Below are 15,953 nucleotides of genomic sequence, written 5' to 3'. Positions count from 1 at the left end.
CTCAGGCGCTGACAGCGGTTGGTGGTTGAGGCGTAAATACCGTATTGGTGGATGTCACGTTGCTGCGTTCCCCGGCAATTGCCAGTTCATCGCTGTCGGCTTGCTCCAGGGGGAGATCAAACCAGAAGGTGGTGCCGACGCCCAGTTCGCTCACCATATGGATACGGCTGCTGTGCTTCTCGATGATGCCCCGCACGATCGACAGCCCCAGACCCGTGCCCACTTCGGTGTGCACGGCATTCTCCACCCGGTAGAAGCGATCGAAGATGCGGGCCTGGTCTTCACGGGAGATGCCAGCGCCCGTGTCGGCGATCTCCACCCGCAGCCGTGGCAGTGGCGACGACAGGCCGCAGCTGAGGCCGTCGTTGGTATGGACTGGGATGGAAAGATCAATGTGGCAGGAATCGGGCCACGGATAGGCGCGCAGCCGCAGGCAGCCGCCTGGCTGGGTGAACTTGAGGCCATTGCCCACCAGATTGTCGAAGACCTGCAGCAGCAGATCCCAGTTGCCGCGCACGCGGGGCAACTGGGCATCCACATCCATCGCCAGCGCCACCCCTTTTTCATCGGCATTGAGCCGGTAATTGCGCAGGGTCTGCTCGATCGCCGGACGCAGCTCGATCGGCTCCAGCACCCAGGTGCGATCGGATTCCAGCCGTGAAAGGTCGAGAACGTCGTTGACCAGGCGGGTGAGTCGGTCGGTTTCGGCGTTGGCGATGCCGAGAAACTCCTGGGTTTCCTCCTCGCTCAGCTGGTCGCGCATGTCGTGGAGGGTTTCGACATAGCTCTTGATGTTGAAAAGCGGCGTGCGCAGTTCATGGGACACATTGCTGATGAACCGGCTCTGGGCGGCGTTGAGTTCCACCTCCCGGGTGAGGTCCTGGATCGTCATGGCGATCCCTTTCAGGCTTTCGCCGCTGGCATCACGCACGCTCTGCAGCACGATGCGCAAGGTGCGGGCCGGCTCGCCGAAGGTGCAGCGCACATCGCAACTGTCACGCTCACCGGCCAGCAAGCCATCCAGCGGCGCCTGCAGTTCCATGGCCAGCAGGTCGGGCAGTTCGCTACAGAGATCGCTGCCTTCGAGGTTGCGGCCCTCCCATCGAAACAGGCGGCGGGCGGTGGGATTCACCAGCACGATCTGACCGTCGCCATCGAGCAGGGCGGCCCCATCGGCCATGCTGGCGATCAGGGTCTGCTGCTTCACCTGTGCGGCGGTGAGCTCCTCGATGTTGGCGGCGTCGTACACCTCCAGCTGGGAGGCCATGTCGTTGAAGCCGTTCAGCAGTTCCCCCAGCTCCCCGCCCACCGGCAGGGCGATGCGGGCCTCAAAATCACCACCGGCAATCGCTCGGACGCCACGCAGCAGTTCCTTCACTGGACGGGTGATCGTGAGCGCGTTGAACACCGCCCCAAGGATCACCAGCACCCAGATCGAGATGAACACCGCCACGGTGACCTCCCGCGTAAGTGCCGCACTGGCCAGCACCGCTTCATTGGGATTGATGCCGAGTGCCAGTACACCGAGATAGCGCCCTTCGCTCACCATCGGCACGAACACATCGGTGACCTGGCCGTCAGGGCTGAGGTGCTGGCGGATCAGCGGGTTCTGGGAACGGCGTTGCAGATCGGCGGGCAGTTCGAGCCGGCGGCTGAGCAGCAGTTCACTGCTGCCGTTGCTGCCGCCGATCGGGATGCCGAGGTAGATCACCCCATCGGGATCGGCGAAGAAGATGTAACGCAGGCTGCGGCTTGAGCGCCAGAACCGCTCCGCCACAGCCGCCAGTTCGCGGTCGTTGGCTTCGGCCACCAGCGGGGTGACGTTCGCGGCCAGCAGCAGCCCCAGATCGCGGGCGAAGCGCGTGTCGCTCATGCGCGCATCGCGTTGGATGCCGTTGAGCGCGATGAAGGTGATGCTCGTCATCATCAGGCTCACCACCAGGGTGGCCACCGCCAGCAGCTTCGTCTGCAGGCTGAATTCGGCCCACCAGAGAGCCAGCCGCTGTTGCCAGCGCAATGGCAAGGCGGCGGTGGTGGTGCCGCCGGCGGGAGCTGCAGGAGCTGAGGTGGGGGCTGGGGCTGGAGTGGCAGGCACCGGCCGGTGAGAGGAGGGCGGAAGCTCGGCGGTCACGCGCGGAACCGTCGGATGGGTGCACCCTAGGGGCGGCGAACCTGGTGACCGATGTCGCGCCGGAAGGTGATGCCTTCGAAGTGCACCTGCTCCAGGCCGCCGTAAGCAGCGGCGAAGGCGGCATCGAAATCGCCGGCCTGCGCCACCACCGCCAGCACCCGGCCTCCTGCCGTCACGCAGACACCATCGGCGCCGGCCCGGCTGCCGGCATGAAAGAGCTGCAGATCTGGATCCGGCGCGAGGCTGGTGGTGATCGCGTCACCGCTGCGCACCGGACCGGGGTAGCCAGCGGCGGCAGCCACCACGCAGGCGCTGCAGCGGCCCGAGATCGTGAGCGGCGGGGCGGCATCGAGGCGCCCGCTCGCGCAGGCCATCAGCACCTCGGCCAGTTCGTCGCCCAGCAGGGGCATCAGGGTCTGGCACTCAGGATCGCCGAAGCGGCAGTTGAATTCGATCACCATCGGTCCGTCGGCGGTGAGCATCAGGCCCGCGTAGATCACGCCGCGGTAGTCGATGCCCCGGCCCCGCAGGGTGGCCAGGATGGGCAGCAGCACCTGCTGACGCACCAGCTCCAGCCCGGCCCCATCGAGCAGGGGGGCGGGCGCATAGGCCCCCATGCCGCCGGTGTTCGCACCAGTGTCCCCTTCGCCGATGCGCTTGTGGTCCTGCGCGGGGGGCAGCAGCACCATGCGTTCCCCGTCGGTGAGCGCGAACACCGACACCTCCGGCCCGCTCAGGCGCTCCTCCAGCACCAGCGCGTCACCGGCACTGCCGAAGCGCCCCGCAAAGATCTCCTCGATCGCGGCGCGGGCCTCCTCAAGGCTGTCGGCCACCGTCACCCCCTTGCCGGCCGCCAGCCCATCCGCTTTCACCACCAGCGGCCGCCCATGGGCCTCCAAGGCCTGCAGCGCCTGCTCGCGGCTGGTGGCGGCCCAGTAGCCCGCCGTGGGCACGCCGGCGTCCTGCATCAGCGCCTTCGCCCACTGCTTGCTCGCCTCCAGCTGGGCGCCGTCGGCCCCCGGACCGAACACCGCCAGCCCGGCGGCGCGCAGCTCGTCGGCGAGGCCGGCGGCCAGGGGCGCCTCCGGGCCCACCACCACCAGATCCACCTGCCGCTCCCGGCAGGCGGCGATCAGCGCAGGCCCGTCGCTCTCGGCGATCGGCAGCGGCTCACAGCCCTCCTGCCCGGCGGTGCCGCCGTTGCCCGGAGCCACCCACACCCGCTGCACGCCGCTGCAGCGCCGCAGGGCCCAGCCCAGGGCGTTCTCGCGGCCCCCTGCCCCCACCACCAGCACCCGGCGCGGAGACGGCAGGCCTTGGCTCAGGGGTGCGGGCATGGGGCGGAGCGGATGATGGGGGGCGGTTCCCTTAGGTTGTGGCCCGGTGGCCGCCTGCCGTGACCCTTCCTCTTTACATGCCGGTGGGTCTCCGCCGACGGCTGGCCCTGTTGCTGATGGCCGCTCTGGCCGCCGGCGGCGGTGGCCCCGTTCAGGCCGAGGCCGTATTGGCGCCAGAGGCCCCGGCTCCTGTGGTGCTGCCGGGCATGCCCGATGAAGCCTTCGCTGCCGCGCTGCGCTCCGAAGATCTCGCCGTGCTGGAGCAGGCCTGTCAGGACTCAGCCCGTTTCGATCGCAGCGACCGGCTGCGCCGGCTGCGGGAGCGCCTGGTGGTGATGCGCCCGGCGCCCCAGCCCTTCGCCGTGGTCCTGGTCAATGCCAACGCCCTGATCAGCTGCCTGGCACCGGAGTCGGCGCTCACCGTGCTCGACCGCTACGGCCCCGGGCCGGGCCGCGAGCGCCAGCAATGGCTGGTGCAGCAGTGGCGCGCGGCCAACGCCGGCCTCGATCACCGCCGGGCCGCCGAGGCGCTGCGGCGGCTGGCGGCGGGGCGCATCGCCCAGCTCGAAACGCTGCCATTGCCGCTGCGGTTGCGCGAGGACGGCAGCCTCGACACCCGCTCGGCACTTGATGTGCTCGCCGGCCACCTGGAGGTGCTGGGCCGCTCGCGGGAGGCGGCAGAGGTGCTGCTGGCCGGCCGCCTGCCCGGGGCGGTGGCGGCCGAGCGGCTGGAGCGGGCCGTGACCCTGCTGGTGGCGGTGCCGCTGGCTGAGCGCAATGCCCTGCTGGAGCTGGCCCTCAACCAGGCGGCTGCGGATGGGGCCTGGGGGCTGGCGGCGCAGTTGCTGGATCTGCAGCAGTTCGTGCAGCGCGCGTCCGGCGCTGATCCGAGCGCTGCCGCCGATCGCCGCCTGCGGCTGGCCCGCCGCATCGACGATGCCTATGGCGAATGGTTGCTGGAACGCGCCAATCCCCAGGCGAAGGAGCGCGCCGCTGCCCTTGAGCGTGAGCTGCGCTCCCCGCGGACCGCCGGTGGGCACGCCGCCGGCCCCACCCCCCCACGTCCTGAATCCCCCCTGCCATGACGGCCTTTTCGATCGGTGCGCTCCTTTATGAGGGCAAGGCCAAGCGGGTGTATGCCACTCAGGACCCCGACCTGGTGGCCGTGGAATACAAGGACGACGCCACCGCCTTCAACGCACTGAAGAAGGCGCAGCTGCAAGGAAAAGGAGCCCTCAACTGCCGCATTTCGGCGCTGCTGTTTGAGGCGCTTGAGGCCGCCGGTGTTCCCACCCATTATCTGGGCGTGGAGGGCAGCTGCTGGATGCTGGTGCGGCCGGTGGCGGTGATTCCGCTGGAGGTGGTGATCCGCAACCGGGCGGCCGGTTCGCTCTGCCGGGAGATGCCGATCGCGCCCGGCACCGCTCTGGAGCCGCCGCTGCTGGACCTCTACTACAAAGACGACGCCTATGGCGATCCGTTTCTGAGTGAGGCGCGGCTGGCGCGGCTGGCGCTGGTCACGGCGCAGCAGCGCGCCGACCTCGAGGCGCTCGCCCACCGGGTCAATGGCGTGCTGAGGCCGTTGTTCGCCGCTGTGGGGCTGGAACTGGTGGATTTCAAACTGGAGCTGGGCTTCACGGCGGATCAGCAGCTGGTGGTGGCCGATGAGATCAGCCCTGACACCTGCCGGCTCTGGGACCGTGCCACGGAGGACGCCAGCGACCGGATTCTGGACAAGGACCGTTTCCGCCAGGACCTCGGCGGGGTGGTCGAGGCCTATGGGGAGGTCCTCAAACGGGTCCAAGGGGTTTGCCCTTCCCCCCGGGTCTACGGGTAAGGTCACGCCAATTTGCGGCCCGTCCGCCTTCTTCCGGAGAACCATGGGTGTCCCCCGCAACGCCCTCGCTGGCGATCTCCTCTCCGTTTTGGCGCGCCGGCCCAACTCCGTGGCCCTGGCGCTGAGTCTGCCGCTGCTGGGTGGCGTCGCCCTGCTGGCTCCTGCCAGCGCTGAAACCAAGCCGGCCGCCGCAGTCACAGCCACCGTCACAGCCGCCGCGGCCGCCGCCACCGCCGTGGTTCCCGCTGCCACTGCCTCTGCTGCCGTCACTGCAGCGCCCACGGCCGGCGTGCTGACGTCCCCGTCCAGCGAGCTCCAGGCTCAGGCTCAGGGCACGCCACCGGCCTCCGAGACCCCCGCCAGCCCCGCTCCAGGCGCTCCAGCAAGCCCGGCCCCAGCCGACCCGTTCGCCCCGGCCGAGGCTCCCGCGGCGGCACCGGCTCCAGCAGCAGAAGCCGCCCCACCGGCGGCCTCCAGTGAGCCGCGGGTGTTGATCAGTGAGGTCGTGGTGGAGGGCCTGGAGGGCCATCCGGAACGGGAGCGGCTGGAGCTGGCCGTCTACGACGCCATGACGGTGCGACCCGGCAGCAGTGTCACCCGCTCTGAGCTGCAGACCGATCTGGCGGCCATCTACGCCAGCGGCTGGTTCTCCGATGTGCGCATTCAGCCCCAGGACGGGCCCCTGGGCGTGCAGGTGGTGGTGATCACCACCGCCAATCCCGTGCTCTCCCAGGTGGAGTTCGATAGCCCCGACGCGAAGCTGCCTGCCCAGGTGATTCAGGACACCTTTGCCGCTGATTTCGGCAAGACCCTGAACCTCAACGTGCTCAAGGGGCGCATTGATGAACTTCAGAAGTGGTACACGGATCAGGGGTATTCATTGGCCCGGATCACCGGCCCTCGACGCGTCAGCCCGCAGGGTGTGGTGGAGCTCACGGTGCGAGAAGGCACGGTGAAAGGCGTGGAAGTGCAGTTCCTCAACAAGGAGGGCTCCGCTACCAACGACAAGAACGAGCCGATCCGCGGCAAGACCAAGCCCTGGGTGATCACCCGGGAGATCTCGATTAAGGAAGGCGAGAGCTTCAACCGGCGCAAGCTTGAGGAGGACATCAAACGCCTTTACGGCACCGGCCTGTTCGGTGACATCAAGGTGACGCTGCGGCCCCTGCCGGCCCAGCCCGGCGAAGTGGTGATCGTGCTCGGGATCGTGGAGCAATCCACCGGCTCGCTTTCTGGTGGTGTCGGCTACAGCCAGAGCCAGGGCGTCTTCGGCCAGGTGCAGCTGCAGGACAGCAACCTGTTCGGTCGTGCCTGGGATCTGGCGCTCAACTTCACCTACGGGCAGTTCGGGGCCCTTACCGATCTCTCCTTCACCGATCCCTGGATCAAGGGCGATCGCTACCGCACCGCTTTCCGCGCCCGCGTGTTCGTCAGCCGTGACGTGCCCCAGATTTTTCAGTCGCAGGATGGCGGAAGCATCAACACCGCGTCTGATTTCTACAAGGCTCCAGGCACCAATGTGGCCTTCAATATCAACGATTCAAGGAATCCTGCGGGCCGAAGATTCAACTCGGTGGATGCCGCCGAAAATGCTTTTCCTGACACCAGCTGGTTTGACTTTGACGGCAACTCAGTTGTGTTGCAGCGTATTGGAGGAAACTTCCAGTTCGCCAGGCCTCTGAATGGCGGCGACCCCTTCAAACGGGCCAAGTGGAACGTGGTGGTGGGTGCCAGCATCCAGGAGGTCCGGCCGATCAACTTCGCCGGCGAATCGATGCCGTTCGGCGTCAGCACCAACAACTTCAACGGCCGTAATGCGCCCACCGACGATGTCATCTGCATCGCCTTCAACTGCGCCACCACCAACCAGCTGGTGGGGATTCGCTTCGCCGCCACCCGCAACACCCTCAACGATCCGCGAAACCCCACTGACGGCAACTTTCTCTCCCTGAGCACCGAACAGTTCGTGTCGGTGGGCCCCGACTCCCCCACCTTCAACAGGGTGCGGGGCAGCTACTCCCACTTCATCCCGGTCAACTGGCTGAAGTTCTACAAAGGCTGCCGGCCCCGGCCGGGTGAGCCGCTTGACTGCAAGCAGGCCCTGGCCTTCCAGGTGTCCGCCGGTTCCAATATCGGTTCGCTGCCCCCCTACGAAGCCTTCTGTCTGGGTGGCTCCAACTCGGTGCGAGGCTTTTTCGACTGCGACCTCGGGGTGGGGCGCAGCTTCGGTGAAGCCACCATCGAATACCGCTTCCCGCTGTTCAGCGTGGTGAGCGGTGAGCTGTTCATCGATGGCGGCACCACCTTCGGCTCCCAGGCCAACGTGCCAGGCAACCCTGGCGGGCTGCTGGGCAAACCCGGCAGCGGCTTCTCGGTGGGCACGGGCCTGATCGTGACCACGCCGGTGGGCCCGCTGCGCCTGGAGGTGGCCAGCCGTGATTTCACCGGCGAGTGGCGCTTCAACCTCGGCGTGGGCTGGAAGTTCTGATGAGTTCCTGGCCGGCGGACTACGCCCGTGCCTGGACGCTGGCGGGCCCGGTCGAGATCGCGGGGGTGGGCCTCCACAGCGGCGCCGTGGCGCGGGTGCGCCTTGAGCCCACCGAGCGGCCTGGTTTCGCGGTGGGCTGGCTGGATCAGCCGGCCCAGCCTCCGGTGCCGCTCCATCCTGGCCAGGTGGCCGACACGCGCCTGTGCACGGCGCTGCGCTTCGACCAGGGCCGCCTGGCCACCGTGGAACATCTGCTGGCGGCGCTGGTGGGCACGGGCCTGAGCCACGTGGACATTCTGGTGGAAGGGGAGGAGATCCCCCTGCTGGACGGCTCCGGCCTGCCTTGGGTGGAGGCGATCGCGGCGGTGGGCCTATGCGAGATCGGCCCGCGCGCGCCGCTGCAGACCCTGGCAGCCCCGCTCACCGTCCAGCACGGCGAGAGCTTCGCCGTGGCCCTGCCCAGCGAACAGCCGCGCCTCAGTGCCGCTGTGGCCTACCCCCAGGCGGCCATCGGCCAGCAGTTGTTCACGCTTGAACTCACCCCGGAGCGGTTCGTGGCCGAGATCGCCCCCGCCCGCACCTTCGGCTTCCTCGAGCAGATCGAACAGTTGCGCGCCGCCGGACTGATCCAGGGCGGCGCTCTCGACAACGCCCTGGTCTGTGATGGCGAGGGCTGGGTGAACCCTCCGCTGCGGTTCAGCGATGAACCGGTGCGCCATAAGCTCTTGGACTTGCTGGGGGATCTGGCGCTGGTGGGCTTGCCCATGGCCCAGGTGTTCGCCTTCCGCGGGTCCCACGGCCTGCACACAGCCCTGGCGAGCGCCCTGGCCTCCCTCTCCCGAACTGCCTGACGTTCCCTTGTCCGTCTTCTCTCCCCCCGAGACCTCGCTGTTGACGAGCGACCAGATTCTCAATCTGCTGCCGCATCGCTACCCCTTCGCCCTCGTCGATCGGGTGATCGAGCAGGAGTTGGGTGTGCGGGCCGTGGCGATCAAGAACGTCACCCTCAACGAGCCCCAGTTCCAGGGGCATTTCCCGGGCCGGCCGCTGATGCCCGGGGTGCTGATCGTTGAAGCGATGGCCCAGGTGGGGGGGCTGATCATCAGCCAGATGCCCGAACTTCCGAAGGGGCTGTTCGTGTTCGCCGGCATCGATGGCGTGCGGTTTCGACGCCCGGTGGTGCCCGGTGATCAGTTGCGGATCACCTGCGAGCTGATCGCCCTCAAACGCAAGCGCTTCGGCAAAGTGAAAGGCACCGTCACCGTCGATGGAGAACTGGTGTGTTCAGGGGAGCTCATGTTCTCTTTGGTGGACTGAGGGGATGACCAGCTCCGCCGTGACGACCAAGATCCATCCCAGTGCTCTGGTGGATCCCCGCGCCCGGCTGGCCGAAGGGGTGGCGATCGGCCCGTTCGCTGTGATCGGACCCGATGTCCAGATCGGTGCCGGCAGCTCCATCGGCCCGCACGTGGTGATCGATGGCCGGGTCACGATGGGGGCGCGCAACCGGGTGTTTCCGGGCGCCTGCATCGGCCTCGAGCCCCAGGATCTCAAGTACAACGGCGCTGACACCGAGGTGGTGATCGGGGACGACAACTCTTTTCGTGAGTGCGTCACGATCAACCGCGCCACCGCCGCCGGCGAACAGACCCGCATCGGCAGCGGCAACCTGTTGATGGCCTACAGCCACGTGGGCCACAACTGCGAACTGGGCGACCGGATCGTGGTGGCCAATGGCGTGGCGATCGCCGGCCATGTGGTCATCGGGGATCGGGCCGTGATCGGTGGGGTGCTGGGCATCCACCAGTTCGTGCACATCGGCAAGCTGGCGATGGTGGGCGGCATGAGCCGCATCGACCGCGACGTGCCTCCCTTCGCCATCGTGGAAGGGCACCCGGGCCGGCTGCGGGGGCTTAACCGCATCGGCCTGCGCCGCAGCGGGCTTGCCGACCGCGAAGACGGCGCGGAGCTGCGGCAGCTGCGGGAGGTGTGGGATCGCCTCTATCGCGGCGATGAGGTGCTGGTGGAGGTGCTGCGGCAGCTGCGCCAGCAGCCTCTGCTGCCGGCGGCCGAGGAGCTGTGCAGTTTCCTGGAGGCCTCAATCGCTCCCGGGCGCCGCGGCCCCCTGCCGCCGCAGCGCTGATGGCGCGGTTGCTGATCAGCACCGGCGAGGTGTCGGGTGATCTGCAGGGGGGGCTGTTGATCCAGGCGCTGCACGCGGAGGCACAACGCCGCCAGCTGCCGCTGGAGATCGTGGCCCTGGGCGGCGAACGCATGGAGCGCGCCGGCGCCCGGCTGATTGCCAACACGGCACCGATGGGGGCGATCGGCCTCTGGGAAGCCCTGCCCCTGGTGCTTCCCACCCTGCGGCTGCAGCGCAAGGTGGGCCAGTGGCTACGCCAGTCGCCCCCTGATGGCCTGGTGCTGATCGATTACATGGGCGCCAACGTGAGCTTGGGCCTGCGCATCCGCCGCGACTACCCCTGGGTGCCGATCACTTACTACATCGCGCCGCAGGAGTGGGCCTTCCGCTTCGGCGAAGGCGGCACCATGCGCCTGATCGGCTTCACCGACAGGATCCTGGCGATCTTTCCCCAGGAAGCCAGCTTCTATGCCGCCCACGGTGCCGACGTGACCTGGGTGGGTCATCCGCTGGTGGACACGCTCAGCGAGCAACCCGATCCGGTGGAGGCCCGGCGTGAACTGGGGCTCACCCCGGATCAGCCGCTGCTGCTGCTGATGCCGGCTTCCCGCCCCCAGGAGCTGCGCTACCTGCTGCCGCCGTTGGCCGCCGCCGCCGCGCGCCTGCAGCAGCTGCGCCCCAACCTCAAGGTGATCGTTCCCGCCGGCCTGCCCAGCTTCGAGCAGCCCCTGGCCAGCAGGCTGGCGGCTGCGGGGGTGGAGGCCACCGTGGTGCCGGCTGCCCGCTGTGACGCGCTCAAGCCCACCCTCTGTGCCGCCGCCACTCTGGCCTTCACAAAGTCGGGGACGGTGAACCTGGAGATGGCGCTGCGGGGGGTGCCCCAGGTGGTGGGCTACCGGCTCAGCCGGCCCACCGCCTTCATCGCCAAGCGGCTGCTGGGCTTCAACGTGCCGCACATCTCCCCGGTGAATCTGCTGCTGGGGGAACGGCTGCTGCCGGAGCTGCTGCAGGACGACCTCACCGCCGAGGCGATCGTTGCCGAGGCGTTGCCGCTGCTGGAGCAGGGCCCCGAGCGGCAGCGCATGTTGGAGGGCTACGGCCGTTTGCGCGGCATCCTGGGCGAGCCGGGCGTCACCCGCAGAGCGGCAGTCGCCATCCTGGATCAGATCGGTCTGGCGGCCTCCCACCGCACCGCCGACACCCGCAGCGTTGCTGAACCGGCATGAACCCGCTCCTTCCCCCTTCGCCGTCGCGGCGCCCGCTGCAGCGCCCCTGGCATCGCTGGCTGGCGTCGCTGGCGCTGGCGCTCACGCTGCTGATCGCCACTGCTCCGCCCGCGCTGGCGGCGGTGGAGGAGGCGGTGTTTGCCGGCGGCTGCTTCTGGTGCCTGGAGCACGACCTCGAAAAGCTCCCCGGTGTGCTTGATGCGGTGAGCGGCTACAGCGGGGGAGCCCAGGCCAATCCCACCTACAGAGAGGTGACGGGTGGAGGCACGGGCCATCTTGAGGCCGTGCTGGTGCGCTTCGATCCGGACCGGATCAGCTACCCGGCCCTGCTGCGCTCCTTCTGGCGCAACGTGGATCCACTTGATGGTGGCGGCCAGTTCTGCGATCGCGGCCAGTCGTACCAACCGGCGATCTTCGTGCGTGGTGCTCGCCAGGAGGAGCAGGCCCGCGCCAGCCAGGCCGCTGCCGCCCGCGAACTGAAGCGCAAGCCCGCGGATCTGCGGGTGCCGGTGCGGACGCTGCAGCGCTTCTGGCCCGCCGAGAGCTATCACCAGAATTACGCGGAACGCAACAAGGCGAAATACTCCTATTACCGCTGGTCGTGCGGCCGTGATCGGCGCCTCGACGAGCGTTGGGGCGCTGCGGCACGGCGTGGTTCCCCCTGGGGCTCCCCCTGACACATCCGTGCGGATTTCAGCCCTTCCCAGAAGCGGGCCGCCTGCTTACGTTGACCAGAGGCGACGTGTCGGTGCCTGTATGTATCTGCTGACGATCAAGGACGGCCTGGCCACACGCCATATCGGCCCCTACGAAAGCCCGAAGCAAGCCGTCGACGACCTCGACCGCCTGTTGATGAGCTTCGGCGACCGGGCCCGCTGGCAGATCCACGAGCTGGAATCCCCTGCCGTGCTGCTGGGCGGCGCGGCGCCGGTGGCGGCGGCCTGAGGCCCAATCCATCAAGCAGTGGGCCCCGGCAGAGAAGCGCGACCATGCCCGCGGCCATGGATGCAGTCACGCACACAGCAATGGATGCAGCCTCAGAGCCGAAGCACAGTAAGCAGGGCGCTCGAACTGGTTGCCTGGACTGGATTGTCTGGACTGGCTTGTCTGGACGAGTTGGCTGAACTGATTGTCATGGCCGGATTGCCCGAACCGGCAGCTGACCCCTGGAGCTAGCGGGCCTGGCGGGGGTAGCCGCTCAACAGGCCGCTCTCCACCATCAGGCCCACCCCTGCCGTGACACAGATCAGCCCCAGGGTGCCGTACCAGAACCAGGGGCCGGTGGGCGGCGCTTTCACCAGCACCGCCATCACCTGCAGGGTTCTCCGGCTGATCGCCTCACCCACCAGGCAGAGGCCCAGCGGCAGCAGCAGCACGCCCAGTTGCGCGCGGATGTACCAGCGGATCTTCTTGGCGGCCATGGCGTCGGCGAGCGGCGTCAGTGGTGAACCTTAAGCCGGGCCGCCGTGGCACACCCAGTTCACCAGGGTGCGCACGCCGAAACCGGTGGCACCGGCAGGGTCAAGGCCCCGGCCCTTGTCGCTCCACACGGTGCCGGCGATGTCGAGGTGGGCCCAGGCGAGATCAGGCGTGACGAAATCCTTGAGGAACAGGGCCGCCGTGATCGACCCGCCCGGCCGTGGCCCGGTGTTCTTGAGATCCGCCACCGGGCTTTTCAGGCCCTGTTTGTAAGCGGCATGCAGCGGCATGCGCCAGAACAGCTCGCCGCCCTCCTCGCCGGCATCCACCAGGGCTGTTGCCAGCGTGTCGCTGACCGACCACAGCCCGGCGATCTCCTCGCCCAGGGCGATCACGCAGGCGCCGGTGAGCGTGGCCAGATCCACCACCGCATCGGGTTCCAGGTTGCAGGCGTAGACAAGGGCATCGGCCAGGGTGAGCCGCCCTTCGGCATCGGTGTTGTTGATCTCGATCGTCTTGCCGTTGGAGGCGGTGAGGATGTCGCCGGGGTGAATGGCGTTGCCGCTGATCATGTTTTCGCAGGCGGCCACGATCACATGCACCTCCACATCCGCCGGCTTGAGCTCGGCGATGGCACGCGCCGCCCCCAGCACCGCCGCGCTGCCGCCCATGTCGTACTTCATCATCTCGATCTGGGAGCCGGCGGTTTTGAGGTTGTAGCCGCCTGAATCGAAGGTGACCCCCTTGCCGATCAACACCAGCTTCCGGCTGGAGCCGCCGACGGGGCGGTAGGTGAGGTGGATGAACTTGGGCGGCAGGTCCGAACCCTGGGCCACGCCGAGGTAGGCCCCCATGCCGAGGGCTGCGCAGTCGTCGCGCTCCAGCACCTTCAGTTCCAGGCCGAAGTCGGCGGCGATGGCGGCGGCGGCGGTGGCCAGGGCCTCGGGGGTGACCGCATTGGGCGGGGCGGCCACCAGCTCACGGGCCAGCTCCACGCCGGCGCAGGTGGCGGCCACGGCGGCGAGGCCGGCGCCGGCTGCCTCTGGCAGGCCCAGCAGGGTGACGCTCTCCGGCAGCGGCTGGGGCTCTGCCTCGCTCTTGAAGCGTTGATCCTTGTAGAGGCTCAGCCGCACCGCCTCGGCGATGGCCGTGGCAGCGGCGGCGGGATCAAGTCCCTCGCAGGGAAGGGCCAGCCCCAGCGCCCCACCGGAGGCGGCAGCGGCCTTGGCGCTGGCAGCAGCGGCGCTGCGCAGGGCGGCGCCGTCGAGGCTGCCGGCCTCCCCCAGGCCCACCAGCACCAGCAGGCTTGGGCTGTGGGCGGGCAGGTGCAGGGCCAGGCAGTCGCCGGGTTTGCTCTTGAAGCGGCGCTGCTCCAGCAGCGCGGCCAGGTCGAGGCTGAAGCGGGACGACAGGAGCGGCAGCCACCCGACGGGATCCCCCTGCAGCACCCCCACCGCCAGGGTGTCGCCTTCCCACTGCGTGAAGGCGGCGGGACTGGTGCGGAACTCCATGGAGCTTCAACCTTGGAGGCGCGATCGTAGCCATGCCGCCCCGCCCCGTCCCCCGGCGGCGCTCAGGCCGGGTCGGCGGTGAAGGGGGTGGCCCAGCGCTGCCGCGTTTCCTTGTTGAACGGCGGCTGCCAACGGCGAATCAGCGCCTGCTCCAGGGCCCGGCGCGGTTTGACCGCCCCGGGCACGTCGCTGCAGAAGCGGATGCTCAACCCGCTGGCCAGCCCGCAGCGGCGGAGGGCTTCGTCGTAGGCGGCCAGGTAGGTCTTGCAGTCGTGCTCGCCTTTCCAACGGCGATCGGCGCAGCCCGTTTCGCCCACGTACAGCAGCAGGGGGTGCTCCAGCTGGGCTTGGCGGTCCATCACCACATACAGCGCCGCCCCCTGCTGCGGCGGCTCGGGCCAGCGCCAGAACTGCAGGTTGAGCGGCGCCAGGGCCAGCGGATCGAAGCCGGCGGCCTGCTCAGCGGCGGCATCGGCCCCGCTGGCCCCGAACAGCGAGCGTTGCGCAACGCCGGCTCTGCTGCGGTGCAGGGGACGCTGAAAGTCGGCCAGGCCCTGCTGCCAGCGCAACAATTGGTGCCGCGCCAACGGCAGATCGCTGGGTGCCTGCTCGCTGGCCGGGGAGGGCGACCCGGCGCCGAACAGGTTGAGCTGACCCTGGCGCGGCAGACCCATGCTCAGGGCCGCTGCCGCTGCGGCGCCGCTGCCGGCCGCGGCAGATCCGGCCCCACCGGCCCGCGGCCGAAGCTCACCTTGCCGATCAGGGCCTCCACCAGGTGGGGGGGCAGTTGCAGCCGTTGCTGCAGATCGGCGAGATCCTGAAACGGCCCCCGACCCCGTTCGCGCACCAGCCGCTGGCAGCGGGGGGGGTCCAGCAGCAACCGCGCCCCCAGCTGTTCGGCGCTGCAACGGTTCACATCCAGCGGCGCCGGTCGCAGCGGCGCGGCCTCTCCATACCAGCGGAACTCCAGCAGCGGCAGCCAGCACTGCAGCTGGGCTTCGCTGAGGCCCAGCAACCGTTGCAGGTCGTCCTCGCCACTGAGCTGCACACCGCCGGCCTGCAGCCGCAGCAGCAGGTCCACCTGGTGCGGCTCACAGCCGGGCAGCCGCAGCCAGTCGCCGGGGGTGGCCCGGTTCACATCCAGCCGCCAGCCCAGGGCGGCGGCATGGCGCACCTCCTGGGCATCCCGCAGCCGCAGGGCCGGGTTCTGCTTCAGCTTCAAGGCCAGCAGGTCGCGTTCCACGGCCGCCTCGGCCCTACTGGGCTGACCGGGCTCAGGGCAGAGCGGCGGCGGCGGCGCGATCTGCCCCGTGGCGATCAGCAGCCGGCGTGCCAGCGGATCCAACCAGTGCCCCCTGGCCATGGCGGCCCCCCTTCAGCCACGACGGACTGGGCCGAAGTTAGCGGCAGGGGGCGGTCGATACGCCAATCCGTACTCACCAGCGGACCGGCGGGCGCCGCAGAATCGATCAGATCGCTCAGTGACCGGCTGCTTGATGGGCTTCTTCGAATCCGAGATCGTCCAGGACGAAGCCCGGCGCCTGTTCACCGATTACCAGGAGCTCACCCAGCTGGGCTCCGATTACGGCAAGTTCGATCGGGAGGGCAAGAAGCTCTTCATTGAGCGGATGGAGGAGCTGATGGACCGCTACCGGGTGTTCATGAAGCGCTTCGAGCTCTCGGAGGATTTTCAGGCCAAGCTCACGGTCGAGCAGCTGCGCACCCAGCTGGGCCAGTTCGGCATGACGCCCGAGCAGATGTTCAGCCAGATGCATCTCACGCTCGAGCGCATGAAGAGCGAACTGGGCCCCTCCAGCTGACGCCTGCCTACGATCCGCCGCGACGGGTCGTGACACGGACG

16 protein-coding genes are annotated in these 15,953 nt (G+C 68.7%); 10 read left to right on the top strand and 6 right to left on the bottom strand.

Going from position 1 to position 15,953, the window contains the following annotated elements; genetic code table 11:
- Position 1: 1 nt before the first annotated feature.
- Both nblS and purD read right to left on the bottom strand, forming a co-directional pair.
- A complete protein-coding gene (gene nblS, locus KBY97_RS04110; protein WP_255145495.1) occupies positions 2-2,023 on the bottom strand; it encodes a two-component system sensor histidine kinase NblS in 2,022 nt (673 codons plus the stop codon).
- A gap of 134 nt (positions 2,024-2,157) precedes the next feature.
- Positions 2,158-3,468 (bottom strand): phosphoribosylamine--glycine ligase, encoded by a 1,311-nt coding sequence (purD, locus tag KBY97_RS04105; RefSeq protein WP_255145419.1) that lies wholly within the window; start codon positions 3,466-3,468, stop codon positions 2,158-2,160.
- Between the two features lie 59 nt (positions 3,469-3,527).
- On the opposite strand from purD, the gene KBY97_RS04100 reads away from it, so the two are divergent.
- From KBY97_RS04100 to KBY97_RS04060, 9 genes are all read left to right on the top strand, one after another.
- Positions 3,528-4,553, top strand: coding sequence for a hypothetical protein (locus KBY97_RS04100; protein ID WP_255145418.1), 1,026 nt, complete (start codon positions 3,528-3,530; stop codon positions 4,551-4,553).
- Positions 4,550-5,305: a phosphoribosylaminoimidazolesuccinocarboxamide synthase gene (gene purC, locus KBY97_RS04095; protein ID WP_255145417.1), complete on the top strand. Its 756-nt coding sequence runs from the start codon at positions 4,550-4,552 to the stop codon at positions 5,303-5,305. The genes KBY97_RS04100 and purC overlap by 4 nt, the downstream gene beginning before the upstream one ends.
- 43 nt (positions 5,306-5,348) lie before the next feature.
- Positions 5,349-7,793 (top strand): BamA/TamA family outer membrane protein, encoded by a 2,445-nt coding sequence (locus KBY97_RS04090; RefSeq protein ID WP_255145416.1) that lies wholly within the window; start codon positions 5,349-5,351, stop codon positions 7,791-7,793.
- A complete protein-coding gene (gene lpxC / locus KBY97_RS04085; protein ID WP_255145415.1) occupies positions 7,793-8,644 on the top strand; it encodes a UDP-3-O-acyl-N-acetylglucosamine deacetylase in 852 nt (283 codons plus the stop codon). Before KBY97_RS04090 ends, lpxC begins: the two co-directional genes overlap by 1 nt.
- A gap of 37 nt (positions 8,645-8,681) precedes the next feature.
- Positions 8,682-9,110 carry a 3-hydroxyacyl-ACP dehydratase FabZ gene (gene fabZ, locus KBY97_RS04080; RefSeq protein ID WP_255145494.1) on the top strand — a complete coding sequence of 143 codons (429 nt, stop codon included), beginning with the start codon at positions 8,682-8,684 and terminating at the stop codon, positions 9,108-9,110.
- Positions 9,111-9,114: 4 nt separating this feature from the next.
- Positions 9,115-9,936 carry an acyl-ACP--UDP-N-acetylglucosamine O-acyltransferase gene (gene lpxA / locus KBY97_RS04075; RefSeq protein ID WP_255145414.1) on the top strand — a complete coding sequence of 274 codons (822 nt, stop codon included), beginning with the start codon at positions 9,115-9,117 and terminating at the stop codon, positions 9,934-9,936.
- Entirely contained in the window at positions 9,936-11,162 is a 1,227-nt protein-coding gene (gene lpxB / locus KBY97_RS04070) for a lipid-A-disaccharide synthase (RefSeq protein WP_255145413.1), read from the top strand. The genes lpxA and lpxB overlap by 1 nt, the downstream gene beginning before the upstream one ends.
- Positions 11,159-11,839, top strand: coding sequence for a peptide-methionine (S)-S-oxide reductase MsrA (gene msrA, locus KBY97_RS04065; RefSeq protein ID WP_255145412.1), 681 nt, complete (start codon positions 11,159-11,161; stop codon positions 11,837-11,839). Before lpxB ends, msrA begins: the two co-directional genes overlap by 4 nt.
- Positions 11,840-11,918: 79 nt before the next feature.
- Positions 11,919-12,107 (top strand): hypothetical protein, encoded by a 189-nt coding sequence (locus KBY97_RS04060; protein ID WP_255145411.1) that lies wholly within the window; start codon positions 11,919-11,921, stop codon positions 12,105-12,107.
- Positions 12,108-12,334: 227 nt separating this feature from the next.
- Here the strand turns inward: KBY97_RS04060 and KBY97_RS04055 are convergent, their stop codons facing one another.
- From KBY97_RS04055 to KBY97_RS04040, 4 genes are all read right to left on the bottom strand, one after another.
- Entirely contained in the window at positions 12,335-12,583 is a 249-nt protein-coding gene (locus KBY97_RS04055) for a hypothetical protein (protein ID WP_255145410.1), read from the bottom strand.
- 30 nt (positions 12,584-12,613) lie between these two features.
- Positions 12,614-14,092, bottom strand: a complete 1,479-nt coding sequence (locus KBY97_RS04050; protein ID WP_255145409.1) for a leucyl aminopeptidase — start codon at positions 14,090-14,092, stop codon at positions 12,614-12,616.
- Between the two features lie 62 nt (positions 14,093-14,154).
- Positions 14,155-14,766 (bottom strand): GIY-YIG nuclease family protein, encoded by a 612-nt coding sequence (locus KBY97_RS04045; protein WP_255145408.1) that lies wholly within the window; start codon positions 14,764-14,766, stop codon positions 14,155-14,157.
- Positions 14,767-14,768: 2 nt separating this feature from the next.
- Entirely contained in the window at positions 14,769-15,455 is a 687-nt protein-coding gene (locus KBY97_RS04040; RefSeq protein WP_255145407.1) for a hypothetical protein, read from the bottom strand.
- A 133-nt stretch (positions 15,456-15,588) separates the two neighbouring features.
- Here KBY97_RS04040 and KBY97_RS04035 point away from each other — a divergent pair, with 133 nt between their 5' ends.
- Positions 15,589-15,912 carry a DUF1825 family protein gene (locus tag KBY97_RS04035; protein ID WP_255145493.1) on the top strand — a complete coding sequence of 108 codons (324 nt, stop codon included), beginning with the start codon at positions 15,589-15,591 and terminating at the stop codon, positions 15,910-15,912.
- The last annotated feature ends 41 nt before the right edge of the window (positions 15,913-15,953 follow it).

It is taken from the genome of Synechococcus sp. ATX 2A4 (assembly GCF_024346375.1).
GTDB lineage: Bacteria > Cyanobacteriota > Cyanobacteriia > PCC-6307 > Cyanobiaceae > MW101C3.
Note: the sequence above shows the minus strand (reverse complement) of the source record. Positions and strands in the feature narration are given on the sequence as shown.

What these genes read in the sequence shown, in the direction of transcription:
- purD (WP_255145419.1), bottom strand. Translation starts at nt 3,468, where the DNA reads ATGCCCGCACCCCTGAGCCAAGGCCTGCCGTCTCCGCGCCGGGTGCTG.
- purC (WP_255145417.1), top strand. Translation starts at nt 4,550, where the DNA reads ATGACGGCCTTTTCGATCGGTGCGCTCCTTTATGAGGGCAAGGCCAAG.
- KBY97_RS04090 (WP_255145416.1), top strand. Translation starts at nt 5,349, where the DNA reads ATGGGTGTCCCCCGCAACGCCCTCGCTGGCGATCTCCTCTCCGTTTTG.
- lpxC (WP_255145415.1), top strand. Translation starts at nt 7,793, where the DNA reads ATGAGTTCCTGGCCGGCGGACTACGCCCGTGCCTGGACGCTGGCGGGC.
- lpxA (WP_255145414.1), top strand. Translation starts at nt 9,115, where the DNA reads ATGACCAGCTCCGCCGTGACGACCAAGATCCATCCCAGTGCTCTGGTG.
- lpxB (WP_255145413.1), top strand. Translation starts at nt 9,936, where the DNA reads ATGGCGCGGTTGCTGATCAGCACCGGCGAGGTGTCGGGTGATCTGCAG.
- msrA (WP_255145412.1), top strand. Translation starts at nt 11,159, where the DNA reads ATGAACCCGCTCCTTCCCCCTTCGCCGTCGCGGCGCCCGCTGCAGCGC.
- KBY97_RS04060 (WP_255145411.1), top strand. Translation starts at nt 11,919, where the DNA reads ATGTATCTGCTGACGATCAAGGACGGCCTGGCCACACGCCATATCGGC.
- KBY97_RS04055 (WP_255145410.1), bottom strand. Translation starts at nt 12,583, where the DNA reads ATGGCCGCCAAGAAGATCCGCTGGTACATCCGCGCGCAACTGGGCGTG.
- KBY97_RS04050 (WP_255145409.1), bottom strand. Translation starts at nt 14,092, where the DNA reads ATGGAGTTCCGCACCAGTCCCGCCGCCTTCACGCAGTGGGAAGGCGAC.
- KBY97_RS04045 (WP_255145408.1), bottom strand. Translation starts at nt 14,766, where the DNA reads ATGGGTCTGCCGCGCCAGGGTCAGCTCAACCTGTTCGGCGCCGGGTCG.
- KBY97_RS04040 (WP_255145407.1), bottom strand. Translation starts at nt 15,455, where the DNA reads ATGGCCAGGGGGCACTGGTTGGATCCGCTGGCACGCCGGCTGCTGATC.
- KBY97_RS04035 (WP_255145493.1), top strand. Translation starts at nt 15,589, where the DNA reads ATGGGCTTCTTCGAATCCGAGATCGTCCAGGACGAAGCCCGGCGCCTG.